Source organism: Rhodopirellula sp. UH5, from assembly GCF_056839225.1.
The window spans coordinates 5,876,439-5,895,072 of sequence record NZ_CM166390.1; the positions used below are offsets into that span (position 1 = coordinate 5,876,439).

Annotated in this window: 13 protein-coding genes and 2 pseudogenes; all 15 read left to right on the forward strand. The window is 55.1% G+C overall.

The genetic code is table 11. The features are described 5' to 3' along the window. The first annotated feature begins 946 nt into the window (after nt 1-946). Nucleotides 947-1,192 (forward strand): hypothetical protein, encoded by a 246-nt coding sequence (locus UH5x_RS20850; protein ID WP_482633551.1) that lies wholly within the window; start codon nt 947-949, stop codon nt 1,190-1,192. 185 nt (nt 1,193-1,377) lie between these two features. Beyond that, nucleotides 1,378-1,857 (forward strand): hypothetical protein, encoded by a 480-nt coding sequence (locus tag UH5x_RS20855; protein WP_482633552.1) that lies wholly within the window; start codon nt 1,378-1,380, stop codon nt 1,855-1,857. Between the two features lie 233 nt (nt 1,858-2,090). Further along, nucleotides 2,091-2,723, forward strand: coding sequence for a transposase (locus tag UH5x_RS20860; protein WP_482633553.1), 633 nt, complete (start codon nt 2,091-2,093; stop codon nt 2,721-2,723). A gap of 298 nt (nt 2,724-3,021) precedes the next feature. After that, a complete protein-coding gene (locus UH5x_RS20865) occupies nt 3,022-4,182 on the forward strand; it encodes a transposase (RefSeq protein WP_482633554.1) in 1,161 nt (386 codons plus the stop codon). Between the two features lie 223 nt (nt 4,183-4,405). Next, nucleotides 4,406-6,079 (forward strand): RHS repeat domain-containing protein, encoded by a 1,674-nt coding sequence (locus tag UH5x_RS20870; RefSeq protein ID WP_482633555.1) that lies wholly within the window; start codon nt 4,406-4,408, stop codon nt 6,077-6,079. Between the two features lie 123 nt (nt 6,080-6,202). Beyond that, nucleotides 6,203-6,565 carry a hypothetical protein gene (locus tag UH5x_RS20875; protein WP_482632733.1) on the forward strand — a complete coding sequence of 121 codons (363 nt, stop codon included), beginning with the start codon at nt 6,203-6,205 and terminating at the stop codon, nt 6,563-6,565. Beyond that, nucleotides 6,484-7,410 (forward strand): ISAzo13 family transposase, encoded by a 927-nt coding sequence (locus UH5x_RS20880; RefSeq protein WP_482635993.1) that lies wholly within the window; start codon nt 6,484-6,486, stop codon nt 7,408-7,410. The genes UH5x_RS20875 and UH5x_RS20880 overlap by 82 nt, the downstream gene beginning before the upstream one ends. Before the next feature lie 324 nt (nt 7,411-7,734). Next, nucleotides 7,735-8,901 (forward strand): hypothetical protein, encoded by a 1,167-nt coding sequence (locus UH5x_RS20885; protein ID WP_482633556.1) that lies wholly within the window; start codon nt 7,735-7,737, stop codon nt 8,899-8,901. Nucleotides 8,902-9,863: 962 nt separating this feature from the next. Then, nucleotides 9,864-10,109 (forward strand): hypothetical protein, encoded by a 246-nt coding sequence (locus UH5x_RS20890; RefSeq protein WP_482633557.1) that lies wholly within the window; start codon nt 9,864-9,866, stop codon nt 10,107-10,109. 291 nt (nt 10,110-10,400) lie between these two features. Beyond that, nucleotides 10,401-11,474, forward strand: a complete 1,074-nt coding sequence (locus tag UH5x_RS20895; RefSeq protein WP_482633558.1) for a transglutaminase family protein — start codon at nt 10,401-10,403, stop codon at nt 11,472-11,474. Between the two features lie 664 nt (nt 11,475-12,138). Further along, nucleotides 12,139-12,639: a hypothetical protein gene (locus UH5x_RS20900; RefSeq protein WP_482633559.1), complete on the forward strand. Its 501-nt coding sequence runs from the start codon at nt 12,139-12,141 to the stop codon at nt 12,637-12,639. 374 nt (nt 12,640-13,013) lie between these two features. Beyond that, nucleotides 13,014-13,079: pseudogene (locus UH5x_RS20905) on the forward strand (hypothetical protein); the annotation flags it as partial. Between the two features lie 54 nt (nt 13,080-13,133). Further along, nucleotides 13,134-13,703 (forward strand): hypothetical protein, encoded by a 570-nt coding sequence (locus tag UH5x_RS20910; protein WP_482636131.1) that lies wholly within the window; start codon nt 13,134-13,136, stop codon nt 13,701-13,703. Between the two features lie 539 nt (nt 13,704-14,242). Then, nucleotides 14,243-14,935: pseudogene (locus UH5x_RS20915) on the forward strand (transposase); the annotation flags it as partial. Nucleotides 14,936-17,144: 2,209 nt separating this feature from the next. Continuing rightward, nucleotides 17,145-18,593, forward strand: a complete 1,449-nt coding sequence (locus UH5x_RS20920; RefSeq protein ID WP_236695931.1) for a DEAD/DEAH box helicase — start codon at nt 17,145-17,147, stop codon at nt 18,591-18,593. Nucleotides 18,594-18,634 lie beyond the last annotated feature (41 nt).

Genomic DNA, 18,634 nt, shown 5'->3' on the forward strand with positions numbered 1-18,634 from the left:
GATTAGACCGTCAAAGCGATTAGATTCTGGAGTGAACACGGACCTTGGAATCACGGGGCAGAGGAACGAGATATCTTCCAGGCAAACATCAAGCAACCCATATGAGCCGCCTCAATAGATGAAGGAAAGGTGTCCGGTACCGTTTAGCCAACGAGTTGCACAGGAGAACGCGATAGCATTCATGTTGTCGGACACGAAGTCCGCCACACTTGCGGCACGAAGCCGCCCGCACTGGATCGCTCGGCGCGCCGGATGGTGCCACCCACCAAACCTTGATTTCCAAACGCCGCTGCGTAGGATCGCTTTGTCTTGTCAGTCGGTTCCGAGATAGAGAGCACAGCCATGCCGCGGCCTCAGCGATGCGAACAGTTTGATTTCAGCGAGGTTGGGATCGTGCATGTCGTGCAGAGATGTGTCCGCCGGGCTTTTCTGGCTGGTGTTGACCAGGCGACCGGCAAGGATTTCTCGTTCCGAAAGGAATGGATTCGTCGGCGGATGGAGGCTCTGGCCTCGAAGAGGAAAAGGTGTCGGACACCGAATTGGCTGATTAGGCAAGGAGAAGGGGGGGCTTCTTCGTTTGGGAGGACCGAAACGAGCCAGCGCGGCCGGCCACTGTGTTCACATGCTCAGCTACAATAACGGTGTGAGCGAAACGCGGAAGAGGAACATCGGATGGTGCCACCCACCAAACCTTGACTCTCGAGTGCCGCTGCGTAGGATCCAGCTGTCTTGTCAGTCGGTTCCGAGATAGAGTTCAGCCATGCCGCGGCCTCAGCGATGCGAACAGTTTGGAAGAGGAAAAGGTGTCGGAAGAGGAAAAGGTGTCGGACACCGAAGAGGAAAAGGTGTCGGACACCGAATTGGCTGATTAGGCAAGGAAAAGGGGGGGATTCTTCTTCGTTTGGGAAGACCGAAACGAGCCATCGCGGCCGGCCACTGTGTTCACATGCTCAGCTACAATAACGGTGTGAGCGAAACACGGGCGTACAACAACGACAACACGCTGGCGAGCATCAGCTTCAGCGGTGCTTCGATCGGGAATCTCAGCTACGGCTGGGACGCCAACAAGAACAAGTCCAGTGAGGGGATCACGGGAACGATGAGCGGTTACGGGGTCGATGTCGGAACGAGCGGCTGCGACGTCAGCCAATTCGGTGTCCGACACCTTTTCCAGTTTGGTGTTTTTACCTAAGAGCGGTAAAAGCAGATTTTTCGTATGGAGGTGAGTCAGCTTCAGCAATCTTTGATACAAGCACCGCAAAGAGGGTGGTGATTACAACGACAGTTGCGACGGAAGCCGAGAAACAACCTTCTCAATGCCCAGAATGTCCTGCGTCATACGACGAAGCTTTAGCAATGGAACAGGAGTAGGAGACAATGATGGAAGTGAATGTAACGAAAGCAGTTTTCGCTTTGCTGTTGGTCATATTTGCCGTGTCGCTAGTTGGCATTCGTGAGCCTGGAGTCTCCTTTGCAGGACCTTCAAATTCCCGGTTGAACGTTGCTTCCGATTTGCCTGGTGGAGCCAATTTTCAGTTTGGATATAGTGGCCAGGATAATGTTGACGGACTGCTTTTTACTGTTTCTTTTAAGCCTGTTGCCGAGTCATTATTGATCCCTGTTCGATATCTGGTGGTATTTAGAGACTTCGACACGGGTAAGATTTTGCGGACGACACAGCATGATTTCGCTGGCGACACTCATCAGCAGTCACTGCTGAACTTCACAAGGTTTCGTCCACCGGGCAGTTCACGTTTGGTGAGCTGCGAGATTTATCACTGTATAAGCGTTAGTGAATTACGTGAGTATCAGCTAATGCGCAAAACGGTCGTTGATCTTAGAAAAAACACCAAGTAGGCAGCAAAGGGCGCCCAACAGGGCCCGCCCTAGCTCTGAGAAGAGGAAAAGAACTGTCATCCCGGAGCGATCAAAGGGGACGCAGGCAATAGTGTTCGGCCCGGAGAGGAAAAGGTGTCGGGAGAGGAAAAGGTGTCGGACACCGAATTGGCTGATTAGGCAAGGAAAAGGGGGGTATTCTTCTCTGCATGGGAAGACCGAAACGAGCCGACGCTGCCGGCCACTGTTATCATATGCTCAATCGAGCAAACCTCCGCGCGACGATCTTTCACAAGCAGGAGGACTACGATGCTTTCATGGCGATTCTGCGTGAAGCTGTCGGGAAGTTCGATATTCGGTTGTTTTCGTTCTGTCTGATGCCCAACCATTGGCATCTTTGTGTCAGCCCAAACATCGATGGAGAGATGGGGCGTTTCGCTCAGTGGGTTATCTTGACGCACACCCAGCGATATCACGCTCACTATCACACTGCCGGGGAGGGGCACCTGTACCAAGGTCGCTTCAAATCGTTTCCGGTTCAAAGCAACGAGCATTTTCTAACCGTCAGTCGCTATGTTGAACGCAATGCCTTTGCCGCGAAGTTGTGCAAATCGCCGGAAGACTGGCTTTGGGGTAGCTTGCACCATTGGTCGGCCAAAACCGTTCTTGGGAAAGAATTGCTCACCGCATGGCCAGTCAGACGTTCATCGAATTGGATCGATCGGGTGCGGGCGGACTTCAGCCAAGCAGAGCGTGAACAACTGGATTGGAGCGTGCGGCGTGGTGTGCCCTTTGGCGAAGAAACTTGGGTCGAATCGATCGCACGTCGTTTCGGCTTGGAGTCAACGATGCGACCACGCGGACGCCCGAAGAAACTGAAGCGATGAATCTCAATGTTGCCCAGTCAGCCAATTCGGTGTCCGACACCTTTGCGAGTCGACGGTTCTGGAAGAAGTTGACGCAGAGGCGGGGAGTCGCAGAGACGCAGGGGAGAGTCGTAACGTCTGATCCCTCTGCGCCTCGCCGCCTCTCGCGACTCTGCGTCGAAATCCTTGTGCGGGACCGGGAACGATCATTTGTGGGTGGGAAAGCCGGATGGTGCCACCCACCAAACCTTGACTTCCAATCGCCGCTGCGTAGCATCGATTTGTCTTGACAGTCCGTTCCGAGAGGGAGAGCTCAGCCATGCCGCGGCCTCAGCGATGCGAACAGTTCGATTCCAGCGAAGTTGGGATCGTGCATGTCGTGCAGAGATGTGTCCGCCGGGCTTTTCTGGCTGGTGTTGACCAGGCGACCGGCAAGGATTTCTCGTTCCGAAAGGAATGGATTCGTCGGCGGATGGAGGCTCTGGCCTCGGTGTTCGCAGTCGATGTGCTTTCCTACGCGGTGATGAGCAACCACATGCACCAGATCCTCCGCAATCGGCCTGATGTCTGTGCTCGGTGGAGCGACGAAGAGGTCGCGATTCGCTGGTTGCGTGTCTTCCCGGGCCGACGTCTCGAAGAACACTTGGCCGAACCCGCTGAAAATGACGTTCAGATGCTGGTTCGAGATAAAGAGCGACTGGCTGAAGTTCGCCGCCGCTTGTCCGACATCTCTTGGTTCATGAGAGCCCTGGCCGAACCGATCGCCCGGATGGCCAACAAACAAGACGAATGCACCGGCCGGTTTTGGGAAGGACGCTTCAAAGCCCAGCGAATTGTCGATGAAGCGGGCTTGCTCGCGTGCAGCATGTACGTCGACCTGAATCCAGTTCGCGCCGCCATGTCCATCACGCCCGAGACCAGCCCCCACACCAGTGCCTACGACCGGATTGAAGCTTGCAAAGGAGAACGAATCCCTTCAGCCGCGTTTGATCTCAAACCGATCCCCACGGAAGAAGCCGGACGCGAAATCCGCGAGACACCTGTCGAAGTCCTCCAGGAAAAACGCAAGGCAAAACGACGCAATCCAACGGGCAAACGCATTCGCCGCGACGGGTGGCTCAGCCCACTGACGCTGAGCAAAACAACGCTTTCAGCAGAACCCGAAGTTCACACGAAAGGCCTTCGCAGCAGTGACCGCGGTTTTCTCCACATTCGCTGGAGCGACTACAAGCAGCTACTGGACTGGACCGCGGCGCAGTCCGTCGCCGGTCAAGTCGCTGAGCTACCCAAGCGTCTGGCCCGAGCGCTTTCGGAGGTCGGCATTGAGGCTTCGATGTGGCGTGACCTGGTATGGGACTGGCAAAAGTACTTCGGCAAATCCAGTTGCGTAGGACGTTCGGAATCCATGAAAGCCGATGCGGAGCGCAACGGTCACAGACACCACCGAGGCCAAGCCCAAGCCTCAGCGTGTTTTGCCTGAATCAGACCAAGCGGGCAAGGGAGCGGGCTTTAGCTGTGATTGATAACGCATGAAATAAAGCCAGAGCAACTGGCCCGTTCCGTGGCTTGCGATTGAAGAGGAAAAGGTGTCGAAGAGGAAAAGGTGTCGGACACCGAATTGGCTGATTAGGCAAGGAGAAGTCGGTGTTCTTCTCTGCTTGGGAAGACCGAAACGAGCCGGCGCGGCCGTCCACGGTTGTCGCATGCTCAGCTACAATAACGGTGTGAGCGAAACACGGGCGTACAACAACGACAACACGCTGACGAGCATCAGCTTCAGCGGTGCATCGATCGGCAACCTCAGCTACGGTTGGGACGCCAACAAGAACAAGACCAGTGAGGGGATCACAGGAACGATGAGCGGTTACGGGTTCGATGTCGGAATGAGCGGCTACGACGTCGAGGATCGCCTCGTCTCGTGGGAGCGAGACGACAGCAGCCTGGACCAATCCTGGAACCTGAGCCTGGTCGGAGACTGGAACAGCTACTCCGAAAACGCCAGTGTGCAAAACCGTACCCACGGTGACACGCACGAGTTACTGACGGTGGCTGGCCAAGCGGTCACGCACGACGCCAAGGGCAACCAAACGTCGATCCCCGCGATCCTGCGTCCCGGCAGCGACCCCCTGGCAATGAAGTGGGATTTTGAAAACAAACTGATCTCAGCGGACACCGACAACGATTCGGTGGCCGATGTGACCTACCAGTGGGACGCCCTGGGCAGAAGAGTGGGCCGCGACGACGGCACGACCGTGACAGTGTTCGTTCAGTCGGGCCAACAAACCATCGCCGACTACACGTCTGGCACGGTGGCATCCAGCCCCACCTACGACTACGTGTACGCGTCCTACATCGACGAGCCAGTGATGCGCTCGGGCACCGGAGGCAACCGCTACTACCACCGCAACCAACAATACAGCGTCATCGCACTGACCAACGGCAGCGGAGCGATCCAAGAACGCTACGCCTACGACGCGTATGGCGGAGTTGACACGTTCGATGGTGCCGGTGGTTCTGTCGCTTCGAGCGACAACCGGTATACGTACACGGGTCGCGAATGGGATGCCGATCTCGATCTGTACCACTACCGTGCTCGGATGTACGACTCTGTGGGGGGGCGGTTTGTTTCGCGTGATCCAATTGGGTTCCGCGGGAGTAAATGGCAGCTATACAAGTTTCTTGGATGTAAGCCATTCAGATACGTAGACCCTCTCGGATTAAATGACGTTGATGTTCCCCAGATCGGTGTCCCACCGTTGGTTATCAATCCGCCACTCCCCCCGATCGATCCAAAGGATATTTATCCCCCAGAGAATCCTGTGCTGACGCCAATAAGATCTAGTTGCCAGAAGGTTGTTGACAGGATGAAGAGCGGGGAAGGCGAGCTGGGGCGACATCCTTTGGCTCAAAAGGCAATGGAGTGCAATGTGGACATCTACTGCAGCCAGAGTTGCGGGAACGCCCAAGGTGCCGCCTTTACTCGTGGGCAAGGCGGATACGCACACTTGTGCATAAGCTCAGGTAAGCTGAAGCAAAATGGTAATGTGGCAGTGGATATTGAAGCAACAATCATACACGAACTGATTCACGTCTCGCAAATGCTTGAAGCAAACGATTGCGATTGCATGAAACGCCCCTGGCCATATGCCAATCACCCTCCGGTTCCACGCTTAGGTTGGAAAGACTGTGATCTTTGTAAAGAAAGGGAGGGTGAAGCCTATGCCGCAACCGCCGAGTATCTTTACCCGCCCAACCTTCCAGATTCCGATGTCTTTTATTCCAAGTATCTGGCGTGGGGGCTGTGTGTAAGTTGCCAAGGAGTGTGCGATGAATTCAAAAAGTGCCCGGAGCAGCCAGCCACGCCGTTCCCACTTTAAAAAGGTGCGCAGCAGGCTTTAGGAAGTTGAGTTTTTATCGGTGACCACCCCTTTTAGGACCCGTTCGGAAACAACTTCGGGAAACGTGTAAACTGATCTCGTCACTTTTCACGGAGGCCAGCGATGAAGAATGTTTACGGATTCGATGTAGAAACGCAAATGCGGAACTTGTACGAATCGCTCAGCGAGAAGGACCGACGACGGTATGCGGCCATTGAAGCGAGCAAGTTAGGGCATGGTGGGATCGCTTACATCGCCGAGTTGTTCGATTGTCATCCCGATACGATCACGCAGGGCAAGCGTGACTTGCAACACTTGCCCCATGATGAGGCCCAAGGACGAGTCCGTAAAAAAGGGGAGGCCGTCCATTTGCTAGCAAAAGCCAGCCGGGGGTCGTTGAGGCGATTGAAGCTGAAGTCAAGACGCAAACAGCTGGATCGCCGGTCCGCGACGGTCAAGTCTGGACCAACATCGGGCTGCGAGTGATTGCCTCGGCCATCGATCGACTTGGGTTTTCGCTCTCACCGGGCGTGATCGCTAATATCCTTCGTAGAAACCTGAAGCTGGGCCGTCGCAAGATTTCCAAAGACATTCCTTTGGGTGCCAGCGAGTTTCGCCAGTCACAGTTCGACCGGTTGCAGCACCTTCGCCAGGAATACGAACGACTCGGTTGGCCAATCCTGAGCGTGGACACGAAAAAGAAGGAGTTAATCGGTCAGTTTTCCCGCAGCGGACGCGCTTGGACGGATGGATCGCTTCATGCTTTTGACCATGACTTCGGGACCTACAGCAGCGATCCAAAAGCAATTCCCTACGGCGTCTACGATACAGTTGCCAACGAAGCGTTTGTATATTTGGCGACGGGCGCTGACACCGGTGAGTTAGCTGCTGATGCGGTTCGCCGGTGGTGGCATCGAATGGGACGAACCCGTTACGCCGATGCCGGGGGAATGCTGCTCTTGGCCGACTGTGGTGGCAGCAACGGCTACCGCGTTCCGCTTTATCGCGAACGTCTGCACCGCGTGGCGGTCACCCTTGGAATCCCAATTCGCGTCGCTCACCTGCCTCCGTATTGCAGCAAATACAACCCGATCGACCATCGCCTGTTCTGTCATCTCACACGAGCGATCAGCGGACGGCTCATCGAATCACTCCCATGGATGCAGACGCTGATTTCGAAAGTCTGCACTCGCACCGGCTTGAGGGTTGTCTGCGAGTTGGCTCGCAAAGTCTATCAATCTGGAATCAAGGTAGAGAAAGCATTCAAAAACAACGAACCGACTCAGCGGGACTCAAGCCTCAGCAAATTCAACTATGTTGTGCCGTGTTGAAATCCCGAAGTTGTTTCCGAACGGGTCCTAAGGTGCAAACGGAGTCGCCCTGACGGACCAAGTGACTGCGCCCGATCGCTACTCCTGATCTGCTAAGCAGGTCGGCAGGAATGACCACGCACAACCATGTGAGCCGTTTGGGCGTTAGCCCCGGTTGTGCGTGAAAACCGTGGCGAACGCCAACGGTTCACATACCCGATGACTCATGCGTACCTGCTTAGTGCTAGCGATCATGTTCCGCCAGTCGCTGCACCTTTTGACAGTTAACACAGAGTGCCTGGAAGATTTCGTCCTTGGCTAGTTCACTTGTAAGGCGACTCGATCATGTTTAGTGCGTTGATTTTGATTCGAAAGCATGTCTTCTGCTTGGCAGCTGGCTTAATCGCTGCGATTGCATCCTTCTCCGCGACAACTGTTCAGGCATTGGGTTCACCGCCTGCAGGGATTTCTGCAGAAGCTAAGCAATTTGCAGATATTCTCTATTCGCCTCCATCTTCATCTGCTGAAGTAGAGTTGCTCTTTGAGCTCTTGTCCTGCGAAGACGATGCATACGATTCCTGGCGAAGTCCCACGAAGGTCCCAACTATTGGTGATGAAGCTGCGGATCAGTTATCTAGCCTCGATTTAGACAAAGTTCGCTGGTTCAAGTCGGGGCTAGCAAAAGCAGTTGGTGATTTTACACCGAAGGCGAGGGATCGGTTGGTCGGTGTTTTTGAGGCAATCTTATTGGATAAATCACTTGTGCCAGCACTACTGGCAATTAGCGTGACAGATGATCCAGTAACCCGAATTCGAGTCATTAGACGGCTTGGGAGCATAAGCATAGATGAGCCTGGGATCAACTTCTTTTTGATTAGCTGCTTGCGTTACGGTTCACCGGCAGAGGTTGCGTTTGCGGCTCGTTCGCTTGCTAATCGTCGGTTTGGCAATCGCCGCGTAGTAGAGGAGGTTGTACTTAATCATCTTGACAAAGCTATAACTGATGACTTTCTTCCTGCATCACTATTCGTCCGAAGAGAAGACTTGCGTTTATTGCTGATCGAATCGCTGTTTGAATTCGGGTCTGCATCCGCAAAAACACTGGAAATCGTCCAGGCTCTGAAGGGCTCAAGTCGTCTTTCGATTTCACTGCTCGCGCAAGTGCTAGAAGCCAAGTTGGCAGCGAAACCAGGTGAGATCGAACACGTAATTGATTTGGCTACGAATACTTTAACACCTCGGAGTGCAAGAGTCGACGCTTTGCTTGCTTTAGAAATTGGAGGTCAATGGAATGTTGAATTTACAGAGGGTCAGATTGAGAAGCTGGTCGCTTTCGCGAGGAAATCGGAGGGAGCAATCGCAGCGATTACACTACGTGTTGTGTACAGGCAGTCGCCCAAGGGACTTCGTGAAATCCTCTTGGAATTTCGGGATAGTAGTGATAGGACAATCGCTAGCCGAGCGAATCAATTGCTGGAGAAGATTGAGCCCCTTCAATCAAAAGAAGAATAGGATGCAGTCTGTCTTGGGCCGACCATCACAGGATGGTGGGCTTTCGTCTACCTGGAGTTTTGCGGTATCCGTACACCAGAACCAGCTAGCGACGCCCGGTTGACTTGTTAAGGAGTCGGCGTCTGGCTCGGCGCGCCGGATGGTGCCACCCACCAAACCTTGACTCCCAACCGCCGCTGCGTAGGATCGATTTGTCTTATCAGTCGGTTCCGAGATAGAGAGCACAGCCATGCCGCGGCCTCAGCGATGCGAACAGTTTGATTCCAGCGGAGAGGAAAAGGTGTCGGACACCGAATTGGCTGATTAGGCAAGGAGAAGGGGGGCGTTTGGGAAGACCGAAACGAGCCAGCGCGGCCGGCCACTGTGTTCACATGCTCAGCTACAATAACGGACCGATCAAAGGGGACGGGGGTAGTTTCGGGCGTCCAATCAACAGAAGAATAGGAAGCAGCCAGTTTTGGACGGCGAAGAAAAGGGGGGACGGGGGCACAAGCAGGCGCATCCTCTCAACAATGACCTCCGTCCCATTGATCTCGCTCGGTTCTGGAAGAAGTTGACGCAGAGGCGGGGAGTCGCAGAGACGCAGGGGAGAGTCGTAACGTCTGATCCCTCTGCGCCTCACCGCCTCTCGCGACTCTGCGTCGAAATCCTTGTGCGGGACCGGGAACGATCGTTTGTGGGTGGGAATCCAACGCGGCTTGGGAACAGAAGTCGGATGGCAGGTCGGCGGGTCGGGTGCCTGGCATGACGGGAGCGATCAAAGGGGACGGAGGTAGAGTAACCATCCGCTTGCACCAGAGAACGCGGTAGCGTTCTTCCTGTTGGCGGACACGAAGTCCGCCACGCTAGGGAGAGGAAAAGGTGTCGGACACCGAATTGGCTGATTAGGCAAGGAGAAGGGGGGGGTTCTTCTGCGTTTGGGAAGACCGAAACGAGCCAGCGCGGCCGGCCACTGTGTTCACATGCTCAGCTACAATAACGGTGTGAGCGAAACACGGGCGTACAACAACGACAACACGCTAGCGAGCATCAGCTTCAGCGGTGCTTCGATCGGGAACCTCAGCTACGGCTGGGACGCCAACAAGAACAAGACCAGTGAGGGGATCATAGGAACGATGAGCGGTTACGGGTTCGATGTCGGAACGAGCGGCTACGACGTCAGCCAATTCCGTGTCCGACACCTTTTCCAGTTTCGACTTCGTCGCTAATCACATGAGGTAGGAAGAGCCGCATGAACAGAACTGATTTGATCGCTTCGCCAACGAATACTTTGCTGCCAGCCTTCAGTAACGTGCTGTCGAGGAATCACGTTTTTTGCGGGGTCAATCAGACGAGCGAGGAAAAGGAATGGGAATTTACTTGCATCCACCCGACGAATATGGACAATCCTGGGCGTGAACTAACTCCGCCGAAACCCCCTGGGGCAGTTGATGGGTTCTAAGCGAAGACGCCGCAAAGTCGATTCCACGTCGAATTCGCAACCAGTTGCTGCGACGGTCGTGAAACGTGGTCACTTTGCCTTTCCACTGATCGGTGCTTTTCTTCTCGGCGTTGGAGGCTCTGCAGTAGTCCTGGTGGGAAAGCACCCACCAGCAACCGAGTTGTCAGCAATCGCGGACAAGCCATCGCCAACCCTCGGTGAGTTGTCGATGATGGCTTCCGACGATCTGAAAACACAAGACATTGCGTTGCTCAACTTGCGGTGCGCAGAAGGACTGCCAGGAAGTGAAGACCTGGATATTTCCCGTTCGTTAAAAACGCTTGATCGATGGGCGAACAAGGTTCGGCAGGAAACTGAGCGAACGATAGTGAACTTCTACACCGAACCGGATAAGTATGAAAACTCCATCGCTTACTACCGCATGTTGATGTTGGTGACGGTGTTGCAGCAGGACTTCGGCGTCCAGTACAACCCGGATCGAATTGAGAAGATCGACTTCACTCGCAGCAAAGATCTCTTTATTCATGGGATGATTAACAGCGACAACGGCGGTACTTGTGTTTCAATGCCAGTCCTGTACATAGCAGTCGCTCAGCGATTGAATTACCCCGTTTTTTTGGTCCAAGCGAAGGCTCACGTGTTTTGTCGATGGGACGGCCAAGGTGAATACATCAATGTTGAGGGGACCAACCGCGGGCTCAACAGCTATCCCGATTCTCATTACCTGACATGGCCACATCCAATCGCTAGGTCTTCCGTTGAACGCGGGCACTATCTGAAATCCCTTCCGATGGATGAAGCGTTTGCTGTATTCCTCGCATCGCGTGGGCACTGCTTCGAAGATAACTTCAATTTGCCCGAGGCCAGCGTCAGCTATGCGCTCGCTGTCAAACATGCATCACGCCATCCGATGTACAGGTCCCACTTGACGTCGTTGGTACGGCCACCACGGATCGAGGATCATCCTGACATCATGGCCCAGCAACGTCGGTTGGCACAAAAAAACCAGCAACCGTTCGACGCCTTTGGTCATCCAGTCAATCTCATGGCCCCGAATTCTCAGCCCGATCCGTTTGCCTTCCCCGAAATTTCACTCAGCCAGCCGCCGAGCAGTATTGGCGTTCAACCTTAAGAGCCTACTTCATGTCTACGAAGTTCTTGATGCCCGCGATGCTGTTGGTCGTGATGTTGAGTATTTGCGCTCAGGACGCGTCTGCAATGTACAATTCACGAGTGGGGAGTTTCTGCTCTAGAGATCCAATCGGGTTCAGAGGCAGTCCTTTTGGTCTCTACGAATATGTGTCCTCCAACCCCTGCAGGTACAGTGACTTCTCTGGGTTGGCTGCCAACGGCACAACAGAATGTGACATTGAAGGTGGCGGACCTTCAATCGTAGACATCCCAGGCAATTCGCCAACGAGACCATGTACCAAACGACACGAAGATGTTCACGTAGAGCAAAATAAAGGAACTGACAGCTGCTGCGGCAGAGCCAAGGAAGCTTACCGAAATGCCACTACCGAGAACAGTAAAGCCTACGTGCTTCGTGAGTGGCGGCAGTGGCTAGCGAGGCCATTGGTAAGAGACAAAAGAGAGTGTCCCGCATATCAGGCTTCTGTTGATTGTGCTGCAGAAAACATCCTTAAGTTTTGCTTCAGCTGTCCCGAAGGCTCTGATTATCTAGGCGAAAAGTTTGTCTATATAGTTAGCTGCGGAAAATTCAAAGATTACTACGAAGCAGCGAAGAAGAAGAGAGATCGGCATTGCAAAGGCGCGGAGGGCTGGCGAGATCCACCATGTCCAATCTGACATTACATCGTGTGACAACAGCTATTGCCAGAGAGGGATTGGGCATTGTGAAGGTGACCGCACTGGCAACCGTTTTGATGCTTCTTTGCTCCGGGTGCAGACCGACACCCAAAACCGATGTTTCAGCTAATCGCGACCTTGAATCTCACAAGCCTGGTAAGCTATCGAAGGAACAGGCTAGGCATGTCGTGGACTTTATTTCAAATCATCTCACTTCTATTGATCAAGTTGTTGAAGTCATTGGAGAGCCTCGGGTTGGAAGCGGCGGAGTCTTCACGTACACCATCGAGCCTGCTTCTGGATTGCGTTTGTGGACCGATGACTATCGGTACGGAAATCTAATTTTGAAAGCAGCAGTGGTTGAATTTACGAACGAAGACACAAGCGGCAACGGGGCAACCTATCGAAGTGTCGACGTAGTTTACAAAGGCAGGCTGGACCTCGCGGATGAGAAGCTTCATGACTTACGCATGATGATTGGTCGCTAGCTGTTACCACCCGAATTTTGGCCGTGGAGCAATCAAACTGGCTCGCTCACTTTGTTAAGCCATCCGATGTACAGGTCCCACTTGACGTCGTTGGTACGGCCACCACGGATCGAGGATCATCCTGACATCATGGCCCAGCAACGTCGGTTGGCACAAAAAAACCAGCAACCGTTCGACGCCTTTGGTCATCCAGTCAATCTCATGGCCCCGAATTCTCAGCCCGATCCGTTTGCCTTCCCCGAAATTTCACTCAGCCAGCCGCCGAGCAGTATTGGCGTTCAACCTTAAGAGCCTTCTTCATGTTCGCGAAGTTCTTGATGCCCGCGATGCTGTTGGTCGGTATGTTGAGCATTTGTGCTCAGGATGCGTCCGCAATGTACAATGCACGGGTGGGTAGTTTTTGCTCCAGAGATCCGATCGGGTTCACAGGGAGCAAGTGGTCTTTGTACAGGTACACGAAATCGAACCCAACGGTTGGTGTCGACCCAACCGGGATGATCGAGTTTGGTTTGCCAGATCCAGACAAAAATTGGGAAATCAAGAATTTCGAAAAATGCAAACAATGGTCAAGCGGAATCGCGGCAGCATTGCCTCCATCGTGCGCAGCGAGGTACTCACTTAATCTCAATTGCAAAAGATCAAGTTCGAAGTCTGAAACTAGCGGTGCAGTAACAAATGCAACCGGAGAGTCCATTACGATAGATGTCTTCTATGACGACCCCGACATAAAAGCAAAAGGGCTTACGATAGACACTCTTGTGAAACATGAGCTTCAGCACGTCTTCGATATCTGCGACAGCTGTGAAGGACATGAGATTATCTACCAACAACTTTTCGAGCCGGATGCGGATTTTGCCGAAGAAGTAATGTGCATGGAGATCCGCGCAATTATCGCTGAGGGCTCGTGCGATGCGTTTACCGACCCAAGTTCTCGCCGGGAGTGTGTGCGGAAGTCGTTGGAGATATATATTCCTCGCTACGGCACTATTGCGTTTATGCACGCGCTGGAAAACTGCTATTGGGACTCCACGTACCATACAGCACCACCTGTGTTCCCGTACTGACAATGAAGCATTGGAAGCTACAATTCTCGTTGCGAAACCTGCTGATTGCATCTTTTTTTATGGCCGTAGTGCTGCAGATGCATATCGGAGCGCTCTCCCACGACAAGTTAGCGATGCGTTGCGAATTTGACGTGGAAAATATGCTCTCGGGCTTGGGTGTTGCGTCTGAGTCGCTCCCGGCCATCTGTTGTCAACCTCACTATATTGTCCCAGGGCTCGCAAGAGTCGATGTGACTGTTGGAGAGGGACGAGCAAAGGATTATTTTTCATGGTACTACATCTGTGTCGCTGGCGATTTTTGGAAGCTTCCATTCAGCGGCCGGTACATCCCGTGGAGAAATTGACACTTCGTTCGAGTCCCCATGAGAGCGTAGCTGCATTTTGCCGCCACTTATAATTTCCTGGCAGTAATGCCCAGTGCGAATTCATGAAAAAAATGATCGCGCCGGATGGTGCCACCCACCAAACCTTGACTTCCAATCGCCGCTGCGTAGGATCGCTTTGTCTTGTCAGTCGGTTCCGAGATAGAGAGCTCAGCCATGCCGCGGCCTCAGCGATGCGAACAGTTTGATTCCAGCGAAGTCGGGATCGTGCATGTCGTTCAGCGATGTGTCCGTCGAGCCTTTTTGGCCGGTGTCGATCAAGCGACCGGCAAGGATTTCTCGTTTCGAAAGGAATGGATTCGTCGGCGGATGGAGGCTCTGGCCTCGGTGTTCGCAGTCGATGTGCTTTCCTACGCGGTGATGAGCAACCACATGCACCAGATCCTCCGTAATCGGCCTGATGTTTGTGCTCAGTGGAGCGACGAAGAGGTGGCGATTCGCTGGCTGCGAGTCTTCCCCGGTCGACGCCTCGAAGAACACCTCGCCGAACCAACCGAAAATGACGTTCAGATGCTGGTTCGAGATAAAGAGCGACTGGCTGAAGTTCGCCGCCGCTTGTCCGACATCTCTTGGTTCATGAGAGCCCTGGCCGAACCGATCGCCCGGATGGCCAACAAACAAGACGAATGCACCGGCCGGTTTTGGGAAGGACGCTTCAAAGCCCAGCGAATTGTCGATGAAGCAGGCCTGCTCGCGTGTAGCATGTACGTCGACCTGAACCCAGTCCGCGCGGCCATGTCCACCACGCCCGAGACCAGCCCCCACACCAGTGCCTACGACCGGATTGAAGCTTGCAAAGGAGAACGAATCCCTTCCGCCGCGTTTGATCTCAAACCGATCCCCACGGAAGGGGACCGATCAAAGGGGACGGGGGTAGTTTCGGGCGTCCAATCAACAGAAGAATAGGAAGCAGCCAGTTTTGGACGGCGAAGAAAAGGGGGGACGGGGGCACAAGCAGGCGCATCCTCTCAACAATGACCTCCGTCCCATTGATCTCGCTCGGTTCTGGAAGAAGTTGACGCAGAGGCGGGGAGTCGCAGAGACGCAGGGGAGAGTCGTAACGTCTGATCCCTCTGCGCCTCACCGCCTCTCGCGACTCTGCGTCGAAATCCTTGTGCGGGACCGGGAACGATCGTTTGTGGGTGGGAATCCAACGCGGCTTGGGAACAGAAGTCGGATGGCAGACCGGCGGGTCGGTTGCCTGGCATGACGGGCGGCTCCCCGCGCAAGTCGGCGAGCATGAGGATCAACCACGGCATGAAGTGCATCGCCTCGGCACCCGTCCGTCGGCCTTGCACCGCCAAGGACCGATCAAAGGGACGGGGGTAGTTTCGGGCGTCCAATCAACAGAAGAATAGGAAGCAGCCAGTTTTGGACGGCGAAGAAAAGGGGGGACGGGGGCACAAGCAGGCGCATCCTCTCAACAATGACCTCCGTCCCATTGATCTCGCTCGGTTCTGGAAGAAGTTGACGCAGAGGCGGGGAGTCGCAGAGACGCAGGGGAGAGTCGTAACGTCTGATCCCTCTGCGCCTCACCGCCTCTCGCGACTCTGCGTCGAAATCCTTGTGCGGGACCGGGAACGATCGTTTGTGGGTGGGAATCCAACGCGGCTTGGGAACAGAAGTCGGATGGCAGACCGGCGGGTCGGTAGCCTGGCATGACGGGCGGCTCCCCGCGCAAGTCGGCGAGCATGAGGATCAACCACGGCATGAAATGCATCGCCTCGGCACCCGTCCGTCGGCCTTGCACCGCCAAGGACCGATCAAAGGGACGGGCGTAGTTTCGGGCGTCCAATCAACAGAAGAATAGGAAGCAGCCAGTTTTGGACGGCGAAGAAAAGGGGGGACGGGGGCACAAGCAGGCGCATCCTCTCAACAATGACCTCCGTCCCATTGATCTCGCTCGGTTCTGGAAGAAGTTGACGCAGAGGCGGGGAGTCGCAGAGACGCAGGGGAGAGTCGTAACGTCTGATCCCTCTGCGCCTCACCGCCTCTCGCGACTCTGCGTCGAAATCCTTGTGCGGGACCGGGAACGATCGTTTGTGGGTGGGAATCCAACGCGGCTTGGGAACAGAAGTCGGATGGCAGACCGGCGGGTCGGTTGCCTGGCATGACGGGCGGCTCCCCGCGCAAGTCGGCGAGCATGAGGATCAACCACGGCATGAAGTGCATTGCCTCGGCACCCGTCCGTCGGCCTTGCACCGCCATCGGAGTTTGGACAACGCCATTCGTGTCCGACACCATTTCCAGTCCAACCGTACCGGCGTATCCAGCCCAGTGCTAAGCACGTGAGCGGGAGTCATTGGGTTTGGTCACGTGGCGGCGTCTCTCCGAGACGCTGTTATTTGCGAGTCTCAGAGAGGCTCGCCTGCGTGAGGTTCTACCCAGTCATTCCTGCCTACCCGCTTAGTCATTTCGATCACCGCACCGAGGGCGATCGCTAGGAGCCAACCGAGAAGAGTCGGGGCGCGGATCTTCCGCAAGATTTTCGCTTGTTCAGCTCAGCCCAATGCGGGCTGTGTCGCTCCGTTGGGGCTTAGCAACGCGTGAACAACAAGTGACGAAGCGGAAGGACGCGAGCCCTCCGATCCCTCACCGGGCGGCTTGCGCCACACCGCTAACATCGTCACTTGTTGTTCACGCGTTGCTTGGGCTGTTTGGGCGGTTCATCGTTCCGGGGCCTGACGACCCCGACAGTGGATCTGGCGACCCTTCGGGCCTTGTTGAGCCGAGCGATTGGGGGAGTGAGGATTGCTCCGCTGGTGAATCGCTGGGGGGCAGAAAGTCGCATTCCATGACGATCGAGCCGATTTGCAATGGACTTTTGGGGACGGAGAGCTAGTCTTTCAACACAAACCGCCCGCGACGATTGTTTTCGCGAAATGGCGGGCAACGCATCCGGGTTCATTGGGTCCCTGTGTCGATCACATGGTTGTGAGCGAGGGGAACACCATCTTGGTCCTGGGGCGAGTTCTTGAGCAACCTGGAATGGTTCTTGGGATTCGCTGATTGCATGGGTCACGCTTCACGTGATTCGAACCCAACCTTGGACCCTGTTTTGAACAAATTTGAAGATTTAGGGCTGTCTGGCCCTTTGCTGCAAGGCCTCGAGCAAGCCGGCTACGAAACTCCCACCCCGATTCAAGCTCAGTCGATCCCCGAAATTCTTGACGGCAACGACGTCCTGGGTGCCGCGCAAACTGGCACGGGAAAAACGGCGGCGTTTGCACTGCCCATCCTGCAGATCATGTGGGAAGACGATCAGGAACGGCGAGAGCCGTCCAACCGTCGTGGTGGTCGCCCCGGAAGGCGCCCCATCCGCACGCTCGTGCTGTCCCCGACCCGCGAATTGTCGGCTCAGATCGAGGCGAATTTCCGGATCTACGGCAAGAAGACTCGGCTTCGCAGCACGGTCATTTTCGGAGGTGTCAACCAAAATCCACAGGTTCGCGAACTGCAATCCGGTGTGGACACCTTGGTGGCCACGCCCGGTCGATTGTTGGACTTGGTCAGCCAAGGGTTTGTGGATTTAAAAGACGTCGAGATCCTCGTTCTGGACGAAGCGGATCACATGCTCGACATGGGGTTCTTGCCCGATGTCAAGCGCATTTTGAAACTGCTGCCTCGCGATCGGCAGAACCTGTTGTTCTCCGCGACGATGCCCGGCCCGATTCGCAAATTGGCCGATGAGATCCTGGTCGATCCGATCACGATCCAGATCGCACCGCAAAAGCCAACGGTCGAGCGCATCGAACAGTCGATTTGCTTTGTCGCCCAAGCTGACAAGCCGCGATTGCTGAATCACTTCATCGAAACGAAGGCCACTGGGTCGACGTTGGTGTTCACTCGCACCAAGCACGGCGCCGATGCGGTGGCGCGTCGATTGGTCAAAGCCGGTGTCAAAGCGGCGGCGATTCATGGCAATAAAACGCAAGCCAATCGTGTGCGGACGCTGAATAAATTCAAGAATGATGAACTGGATGTGTTGGTGGCCACCGACGTGGCCGCTCGCGGCATCGACATCGATGGCATTCAAACGGTGATCAACTACGACACCCCCAACACTCCCGAAGCCTACGTGCACCGCATCGGTCGAACGGGGCGAGCGGGCCGTGAAGGCGAGACCGTCATGTTCTGTGGCGGCCACGAGACCAAGTTTTTCATTGCGATTGAACGCGAAATCAAGCTTCAGATTCCGGTTGCGACTGGACTGCCCGGTTGCCAGCCTCGGCCGCTTCAGGACCCAGGTTCGGGCGATAAATCGAACTCTCGTTCGGGCGGCCGATCCGGCGGCGGAGGTCGTTCGCGATCTTCTTCCGACCATCAAGGTGGTTCGGGCAGCGGTGGGTCCAAGCCCGGCGGCGGACGTCGCCGTGGACGTGCTGCAGGCAGCGTCAGTGGTCGTGGCAGCACGGTCGGACGCAAGTCCGCAGGCGGTGAAGCCAGCAAGTCCGGTGGCGGTTCCAAGAACGGTCGCGGACGTGGCGGACGACCTTCGTCACGCTGAGTCTCACCGGCTGTTGATTCAATCCATTTCGCAGATGGAGA